Origin of the sequence: Paraburkholderia sp. BR10872, assembly GCF_040965835.1 — a bacterium.
In the GTDB taxonomy this organism is placed as follows: Bacteria; Pseudomonadota; Gammaproteobacteria; order Burkholderiales; family Burkholderiaceae; genus Paraburkholderia; species Paraburkholderia nodosa_A.
The window spans coordinates 24,467-33,178 of sequence record NZ_JBFRCN010000073.1; the positions used below are offsets into that span (position 1 = coordinate 24,467).

Sequence of the window (8,712 nt, forward strand, 5' to 3'; positions counted from 1 at the left end):
ACGAGGCCGTCCCATGCATTTGCTGCGCACTACGCCTGGCGGCTTCGTCGACGACACGCAGGGCGTTATCCGGATCGACCAGCAGCCCGCCGAGATCGTCGTGCTCAGTTCGGCGGACACGACGCTCGCGCTGCTGGCGAGCGTCGTGCCGCGCTTGCCCGCAGGTTTTCCGAGCGTGCGGCTTGCGAACGTCACCTATTTGCGCCAGCCCGCGTCGGTGGACTTCTACGTCGAAGATGTCTTGCAGCACGCGCGCGTGGTGGTGGTCGATCATCTGGGCGGCGAAACGTACTGGCCATATGGCATCGAGCAGGTCGTCTCGCTAGCCGAGCGCCGCGGGCAACTGCTCGCGATGTTTTCGGGCGACTTGCAGGAAGACCCCAATCTCATCGCGAAGAGCCGCGCCGAGCCCGAGTTTTGCCGCTCGCTGTGGCGTTATCTGCGCGAAGGCGGCGCGGCCAACGCCGAATCGTTCCTGCGTGCGCTCGCGTGGCGCGCATTCGACTGGGGCAGCGAGCCTGCGCCGCCCATTGCGTTGCCCGCCGCTGCGCTCTATTGCCCGCAGCGCGACGTCGCGACCATCGACGAATGGCGCGCGCGCTGGCAACCTGGCGCGCCGGTCGTCGCGCTGCTGTTTTACAAGGCGCATCTGCAGGCGGCGAACACCGCCGCTTTCGATGCCCTCATCGACGCGCTGCTCGCGCGCGGCCTGAACCCGCTGCCGCTTGCGATCACGTCGCTCAAGGACACTTTGAGCCGCGACGTGCTCGATCAACTGGCGGCCGAGCACGACGTCTCGCTCGTGCTGAATACCACGGCCTTCGCGGCTTCGTCGCTCGACGACCCCGAACCGATTGCGCTCGCCGGCGACGCGCCCGTGCTCCAGGTGATCCTGAGCGGCGGCAATCGCGAAGACTGGGTGAAGGACAATCACGGCCTGAATTCGCGTGACATCGCCATGCATATCGCGCTGCCCGAAGTGGACGGCCGCGTGATTACGCGTGCGATCAGCTTCAAGGGCCTCGCATACCACTGCAAAGAGACGCAGGTCGATGTCGTGCGCTATCAGCCCGATGCCGAGCGCGTGGCGTTCGTCGCCGAACTGGCGCGCCGGTGGTGCCGTCTGCGCAGCCTGCCGAACGCGGAGAAGAAACTCGCGCTCGTGCTCGCGAACTATCCGATGAGCGAAGGGCGCATTGGCAACGGCGTGGGACTCGACACGCCGGCCTCGGTGGTCGGCATCCTGCGCATGCTGCGTGACGAAGGCTATCGTGTGGCCGATCTGCCCGAAGACGGCGACGCGCTCATGCGCATCCTCACGCAGGGCGTGACGAACGATCCCGACACCCGCGCGCTGCGCCCCGCATGGCAGAGTCTTTCCCTCGATGATTACCGCGCGCGCTTCTCGCAGTTGCCCGCCGAGGCGCAAAACGCGCTGATCGCGCGCTGGGGCGTGCCGGAGGACGACCCCACCGTGCGCCGCGGCCGCTTCATGATTGCGGGCTGGCGCTGTGGCCAGGTGTTCGTGGGCATTCAGCCTTCGCGCTCGCGCGGCGACGACACCTACGCGAACTACCACGACGCCGAACTCGTGCCGCCGCACGCGTATCTCGCGTTTTACTTCTGGCTGCGCGAGACCTTCGGCATCGACGCCATCGCGCACGTGGGCAAGCACGGCAACCTGGAGTGGCTGCCGGGCAAGAGCGTGGCGCTCGCCGACACCTGCTGGCCCGACATGGCGCTCGGGCCGCTGCCGCATCTGTACCCGTTCATCGTCAACGATCCGGGCGAGGGGAGCCAGGCCAAGCGCCGCGCCCAGGCCGTGATCATCGATCACCTGATGCCGCCGCTCACGCGCGCTGAAAACTACGGACCGCTGCAAGACCTGGAGCGTCAGGTCGATGAGTATTACGAAGCATTGATGGTGGACCCGCGCCGCGCGAAGCTGCTGCGCAAGACCATACTCGCGACCATCATCGAGCATCGGCTGCACGAGGAATTGAGCGTCGCCGCGCCGCAGGATCAGGCTGCCGAAGACGAATTGCTCACGCGCGCCGACGCTTACCTGTGCGAGCTGAAGGAAGCGCAGATTCGCGACGGCCTGCATACGTTCGGCGAATCGCCGCAAGGCCAGCAGCGGCGCGACACGCTGCTCGCGCTCGGACGATACGCATGCGGGGACGGGCAGGGCGCGAATGCAGGTCTCATCGATGCGCTCGCGCGAGACCTGCGCATCGATCATCTCGTCGATCCGGCCACGGTCGATTGGGCTGCGCCGTGGCAAGGCCCGCGTCCACCACGGCTCGCAGCGGTGAGCGATACGCCATGGCGTCATGCGGGCGACACGCGCGAACGCCTGGAAATGCTCGCGGCCACGCTGATCGAAGACATTTGCTCAGGTCAACGAAGCGATGCGGAGACTGCGTCGCTTCCCCACGCGACCCAGGTGCTTGCGCGCCTGCGCGACGACGTGCTGCCGCGCCTCGACGCCTGCGGCCCCGAAGAGATGCGCCAGCTGCGTCGTGGCTTCGAAGGCCGCTTCGTGCCGCCAGGCCCGAGTGGTTCGCCCTCGCGCGGCCGCCCCGATGTGCTGCCCACGGGCCGCAACTTCTATTCCGTCGATACGCGCGCCATTCCGACGCAAGCAGCGTGGGCGCTCGGCATGAAATCGGCGCATCAACTCATCGAGCGCCATCTGCAGGAGCACGGCGACTACCCGCGCGCCATTGGGCTTTCGGTCTGGGGCACGGCGACGATGCGCACCGGCGGCGACGACATCGCCCAGGCGTTCGCGCTGATCGGCGTGCGGCCGAAGTGGGCCGCCGGCAGCCAGCGCGTGACCGACTTCGAGATCATGCCGGTCGAGGCGCTGGACCGGCCGCGCATCGACGTGACGCTGCGCGTATCGGGCTTTTTCCGCGACGCGTTTCCGAGCGTCATGCATCTGTTCGACGCCGCCGTGCAGGCGGTGGCCGATCTCGACGAGCCGGAGCACCAGAACCCGCTGCGCGCACGCGTGCTGCGCGAGCGCGATGCGCTGGTCGCGAACGGCATGGCCGCCGACGAGGCGCGACGCCGCGCGGGCTGGCGTGTCTTCAGCGCGCGCCCCGGCGCGTATGGCGCGGGCTTGCAGTCGTTGATCGACCATCGCCAGTGGCAGACCGACGCCGATCTCGCGAACGCGTACCAGGCGTGGGGCGGTTACGCCTACGCACAAAAGAGCGCGGGCGACGAGGCGAGCGAGGCGTTCCGCGCGCGACTCGCGACACTCGACGTGGTCCTGCAGAACCAGGACAACCGCGAACACGACCTGCTCGACTCGAACGACTACTACCAGTTCCAGGGTGGCATGGCCGTGGCGGCGCGGCATTTTTCGCAGGCCCAGCCCGCGCTCTATCACGCGGACAACAGCAACCCCGCCGCGCCGCGCATTCGTCCGCTGCACGAAGAGATTGCGCGCGTGATCCGCTCGCGCGTGGTGAACCCGAAGTGGATCGACGGCGTGAAGCGCCACGGTTATAAGGGCGCGGCGGAAATGGCGGCGACCGTGGATTACCTGTTTGGCTATGACGCGACTGCGCGCGTGGTGGGAGATCATCAGTACGCGCTCGTCGCGAACGCCTACGTGCACGACGACGACACGCGCGAATTCATGCAGCGCCACAATCCGCACGCGCTGCATGCCGTGTGCGAGCGCCTGCTCGAAGCGATCCAGCGCGGGCTCTGGCAGGAGCCGGGCGAGCATCGCGCACGACTCGAACACCGTCTGCTCGAAGCCGGGCAGCATCTGGAAGGATCAGGACCATGAGCGCAGCGGCCACGCGTCCCGCTTTTCCTTTTACCGCGCTGGTTGGCCAGGCGGCATTGCAGCGCGCGCTGCTGCTCGCGGCCATCGACCCCGCGATCGGCGGCGTGCTGGTGAGCGGGCCGCGCGGCACCGCGAAATCCACGGCGGCGCGTGCGCTCGCGGCGCTCTTGCCGGAAGGCGCGTTCGTCACGCTGCCGCTCGGCGCGAGCGAGGACAAGCTGATCGGCACGCTCGACCTCGAAGCGGCGTTGCGCGAGAGCGCGGTGCGCTTCGCGCCGGGGCTGCTCGCGCGCGCACACGGCGGCGTGCTTTACGTGGACGAAGTGAACCTGCTGCCCGACGCGCTCGTCGACGTGCTGCTCGACGCGGCGGCGAGCGGCGTGAATACCGTGGAACGCGATGGCGTGTCGCACACGCACGACGCGCACTTCGTGCTGGTTGGCACGATGAATCCCGAAGAGGGCGAGTTGCGTCCGCAATTGCTCGATCGCTTCGGCTTGATGGTCGAACTCGGCACGCCTTATGACGTCGCTGAACGGCAACGCATCGTCAAGGCGCGGCTTGCATTCGACGCCGATCCGCAGGCGTTTTGTGCGGTGCGCGAGGCCGAACAGCGCGCGCTCGCGCAGCGCATCGCGGCGGCCCGCGATGCGCTCGACAAGCTCGACTGGAGCGACGCCGTCCACGAGCGCGCCGCGCAGCGTTGCATCGAGGCCGCCGTCGACGGCTTGCGCGCCGATCTCGTGATGCTGCGTGCGGCGCGCGCGCTCGCCGCGTTCGAAGGGGCGCAGGCGGTGAGCCCGGAACACGTCGACGAGGTTGCCGAGTGCGTGCTCGCACATCGCCGGCACGCCATGCCGCAGCGCTCCGATGTGCCGTCTTCACCCGAGACGCAGCCGCCCGCCTCGCCGAGGCACGAAGACAAGCACACCGAAACATCATCGGATGCCGATTGGGGCGAGCTGCCGCCCGAGCCCGTCGCGGCGAAGGCCGTGAAGGGTGTGATCCCGCTGCCCGCAAAAAAACGCTGACCCGTCGGGCACAGGCCGCCGCCTCGGCACAGGGCGGCGCTCGACGGCGAGAAGGCCCGGGACGCGGTCCCGCACAAGTTGCGAAGCACGGCGGGCGCATCGCCTGGCCGCCCACGCTCGCAGCCAAACGCGCCGGATCGTTGCAGGCGCGACATTTCCGCTACGCCAAACGCAAGACGGGGTCCGGCGCGCTCCATTGCTTCGTGCTGGACTGCTCGGCTTCGATGCTCGCGCGCGGCCAGCTCGCGCTCGCCAAGGGGTTGTTGATCGCGCTATTCGACCGCGCCCGCGCCGAGCGTGTGGAAGTGGCGCTGATTGCTTTTGGGGGTGCCGGCGCCGAGCTGAGGTTCGGGCCCGCGGTGCCGCGCTGGTGGAACGAGCGCTGGATCGAGCCGATCGGCGGGGGCGGCGGCACGCCGCTCGAAGCGGGCATCGGCTGGGCGGCACAGGTGCTCGACACTGCCGCGCGCCGCGATCCGGCGCGCACCCGCCATCTCTGGCTGTTCAGCGACGGCCGCACGACGCAGTGGCCCGCGCGGCCACGCCACGCCGACCACGTCACGGTGATTGATTGCGAACTTGGCGCGCTGCGCCTGGGCCGCTGCGAGGCACTCGCGCAAGCATGGGCCGGCGAGTGCCTGGACGCTCAGGCGCTGCTCGCCTGAACGCGCGTCAGCGCATGCTGCCGGTCCAGTAGAGTACGTCGTCCTGACGATCGAATACGTACACTTTCATCGCCATCTGCTCGGCGGCCGTGAGGCGGTCGAGTTCGAGGCCGAGCGTCGCGTGCGCGGGGTCGCCCGTTTCCGCTTGCACGTTGCGGATGACAGCGCTGGTTTCGATCGCCGTTGCGTTGTCGCCCGAGCGCAGCTGGAAGGCCACGCGCAGCCGCTCGCCAACCTTGCCGAGCGCCCATGCGGCGCTCACCGAAAGCCCGAGCGCGCTGATCCCGCGCGCGAGCGCCACGCCGTCATAACCCGCACCTTCCTCGCCGATGCCGTAGCGCACGGGAAATTGCGCGCGCACCCGAATCGAGCGGCGTTCGCGCAGGCGGCGGATGTTGGCGGGCTTCGAAAGCACGAGATAGTCGAGCGGCGACTGGCTGAGCGCATGCACGGTGCATACGAAGCGATAGACGGCCTGGCTCGCAATCGCGACGATCTCCACGTTTTCACCCGGCGTGATGGCGACGGGGCGGCCATCGACATAGGGCGTCGTCACGAAGAGCGCCTCGTTGGGCGCGAAACCGATCAGGCGGCACGGGTGCATCGGCGCGCCGCTCGCGCCCATCTGCGGACGCAGGCCCATCAGCGCGCCGATGGTCAGGTGCATGTCGCGCGTGGTGGCGGCGGTATCGCCGATGCTAGCCCCATTCGCGGCCGCCGCACTCTCCGGTGCAACCTCGAGCCGTTCCTTGTCGCCGCGATGCGGCGCGAAATGCAGGAACAGGAAGTCGCGTTCCGCTTCACCCATCAGCACCGAGCCGGCATCGAGCAGCAAGGCGCCGTCCCGATCGACGACAGGCCAGGGCAGCGGCTCGCCGAGCGGCAGGGCTTGCGGCGTGAGCGGGGCGGCTTCGGTTGCAGCGTCGGCTGCGGCGTCGGTGGCTGCGGCTTGATCTTCAGTGGTCGGGTTGGTCATCGGCGCAGGGTGGACGGTGAGCGGTTCGCGTCGCGAATTCACTTCGCGGGTTCACCTGGTTTACGGCGCTACGACAGGGAAATTGAGTATGTGCCGCGATTCGAAGGCGGTTTCGCGAGCCGCAGTATGATGGCGCCTGAATGCAATCTGTAATCGGCCGGCACGCGGTACGAGCGGTATCAACGGAACGCGCGGAGCAAGAGGAAACGCCTCATGAAGCTCTGGACACGATGTTTGCGAATCCTCCGCCAATGGAACCGGGCGCTCATGCAGTGGGTGGGCAGCCATCCGTTCATTGTCGGCACGATGGGCTCGCTAGTCGGCGCGGCCATCGTTGCCATCGTGCTGTTGGGGCTGATGCAGCAGCGCACCCAGGCCATCTTCGGCACGCAGCGCCATTCGGCCGCGCTCGTTGCGCTGATGTCGAACGACCTCGAGGCGAATTTCGGCATCTACGACCTTTTGCTAATCGATGCCGCCGAAAGCGCGCGCGACCCGCGCACGCAAGGGCTTCCGGCCGACATCCGCCGCAAGTTGCTGTTCGGCCGCGTGGCGGCCGGCGCGTATCTCGACGACGCGTTCAGTGCCGACGCGAGCGGCAATATCGTCGAATCGCGGGACGGCCGCGCGTATCCCGGCGTCAATCTGGCGGATCGCGACTATTTCACGGTGCAGCGCGATCGCTCGGTCGGCATGTATATTTCGGACCCGATTCGCTCGCGCACGCGCGAAGGCCAATATTCGATTGCGCTGTCACGCCGCGTGACCGAATACGACGGCTCGTTTGGCGGCGTCGTGCTGCTCACGCTGCGGCTTGCCTATTTTCAGCAACTGTTCGACCGGATCGACGTCGACCCGAAGGGCAGCGCGTTTATCCTGCTGAACGACGGGACCATGCTCGCGCACCGTCCCTATTCGGACTACGAAGTGGGTGCGCAAGTCGGCGAGCTGGAATACATCCAGCCGATGCTGAAGGCGGGCGCCGGCTCGTTCATCGCCGCGGGCGAGGAGGACGAGGTCGAACGCATCTACACGTTCAAGCGTGTTCCGCACACGACGCTCATCGCGGTGGTCGCGCCTTCCGTGGACGGCGCGCTCGACGCATGGCGGCACCGCCTGCAAATCTATGCGCCGATGGCGTTGATCTTCGGCGCGCTGATCGCGGCCTCGTCGTGGCTGCTCGCACTGTCGATGCGCACGCGGCTCGCCACGCAAAAAGAATTCGAACGTCTCGCGGTTACCGACGCGCTCACGGGCCTCTTCAACCGGCGCGCGCTCGACTTGCGCATCGAAACCGAATGGCAGCACGCGAGACGCGCGGGCGAACCGCTCTCGGTGCTCTTCATCGATATCGACAAGTTCAAGCTCTTCAACGACTTCTACGGGCACGCAGAGGGCGATAAGGTGCTCGCTGCCGTGGCACGCGCGATACGCGAGGCCTGCCGCCGCGCCACGGACATGGTTGCGCGCTACGGCGGCGAAGAGTTCGCCGCGGTCCTGCCGGCCACGCCGGCGGACGGCGCCGTGAAAATCGCGGAAGCGGTGCGCCAGCAAGTGGCGGCGCTCGGAATCGCGCACGAGCACAGCGAATACGGCACGCTGACCGTGAGCATTGGCTGCGCCACCTGCGTGCCGCACAAGCGCGATGGCGCGCAGGCGCTGCTGCGCGCCGCCGACGCGGAGCTTTACGCCGCGAAGCAGGCGGGGCGCAATCAGGTGAAAGCGCGCGAGTTCGAGGGTGCACCACCCGACCCGCGCGACGCGCTGCCTACCTTGAAGGCGTGAGCGCTTTTTTAGGCATCCTCGCGATACCAGCGCGGCGTGTAAATCCATTCGCCACCGTCACCACGAGCGAACCCGCGTGTGGCCGACGACCCGACGATCACCATCGTGCGCATATCGACGTCCGCCGAACGCAGTTCGCCCAGGGTCATGGCGCGCAGCGTCTCGCCGGGGCGGCCTACGTCGCGGCCCAGCACCACGCGCGTGTGCGGCGCGCGCACGCTGCGCACGATTTCCAGCGCGCGCTCGAGCTGCCAGGGCCGCGCGCGCGAGATGGGGTTGTAGAACGCCATCACGAGATCGGCCTGCGCCGCGTGCAGGAGGCGCTTTTCGATCACCGTCCACGGCTTCAGGTTGTCGGAAAGCGAAAGCACGCAGAAGTCGTGGCCGAGAGGCGCGCCGACTTGCGCCGCCGTGGCGAGCGCTGCGGAAACGCCTGGCACGATAGCC

The 8,712-nt window shown here is 67.9% G+C and carries 6 protein-coding genes; 4 read left to right on the forward strand and 2 right to left on the reverse strand.

All coding sequences use genetic code 11. The annotated features are described in order from the left end of the window. The first annotated feature begins 13 nt into the window (after positions 1–13). The 3 genes from cobN (at position 14) to AB4Y43_RS36220 (ending at position 5,504) form a co-directional block, all read left to right on the forward strand. Positions 14–3,808 (forward strand): cobaltochelatase subunit CobN, encoded by a 3,795-nt coding sequence (cobN, locus tag AB4Y43_RS36210; RefSeq protein ID WP_368729973.1) that lies wholly within the window; start codon positions 14–16, stop codon positions 3,806–3,808. After that, entirely contained in the window at positions 3,805–4,839 is a 1,035-nt protein-coding gene (locus tag AB4Y43_RS36215; protein ID WP_368729974.1) for an ATP-binding protein, read from the forward strand. The genes cobN and AB4Y43_RS36215 overlap by 4 nt, the downstream gene beginning before the upstream one ends. Before the next feature lie 140 nt (positions 4,840–4,979). Continuing rightward, a complete protein-coding gene (locus AB4Y43_RS36220; RefSeq protein ID WP_368602859.1) occupies positions 4,980–5,504 on the forward strand; it encodes a VWA domain-containing protein in 525 nt (174 codons plus the stop codon). A 7-nt stretch (positions 5,505–5,511) separates the two neighbouring features. Here AB4Y43_RS36220 and AB4Y43_RS36225 read toward each other — a convergent pair whose 3' ends face one another. Continuing rightward, positions 5,512–6,522 (reverse strand): flagellar brake protein, encoded by a 1,011-nt coding sequence (locus tag AB4Y43_RS36225; protein ID WP_368729975.1) that lies wholly within the window; start codon positions 6,520–6,522, stop codon positions 5,512–5,514. Positions 6,523–6,714: 192 nt separating this feature from the next. On the opposite strand from AB4Y43_RS36225, the gene AB4Y43_RS36230 reads away from it, so the two are divergent. Then, positions 6,715–8,265 carry a diguanylate cyclase gene (locus AB4Y43_RS36230; protein WP_368729976.1) on the forward strand — a complete coding sequence of 517 codons (1,551 nt, stop codon included), beginning with the start codon at positions 6,715–6,717 and terminating at the stop codon, positions 8,263–8,265. An 8-nt stretch (positions 8,266–8,273) separates the two neighbouring features. Here the strand turns inward: AB4Y43_RS36230 and AB4Y43_RS36235 are convergent. Then, positions 8,274–8,712: SAM-dependent methyltransferase (locus AB4Y43_RS36235; RefSeq protein WP_368729977.1), on the reverse strand; the 439-nt coding region annotated here is incomplete at its 5' end.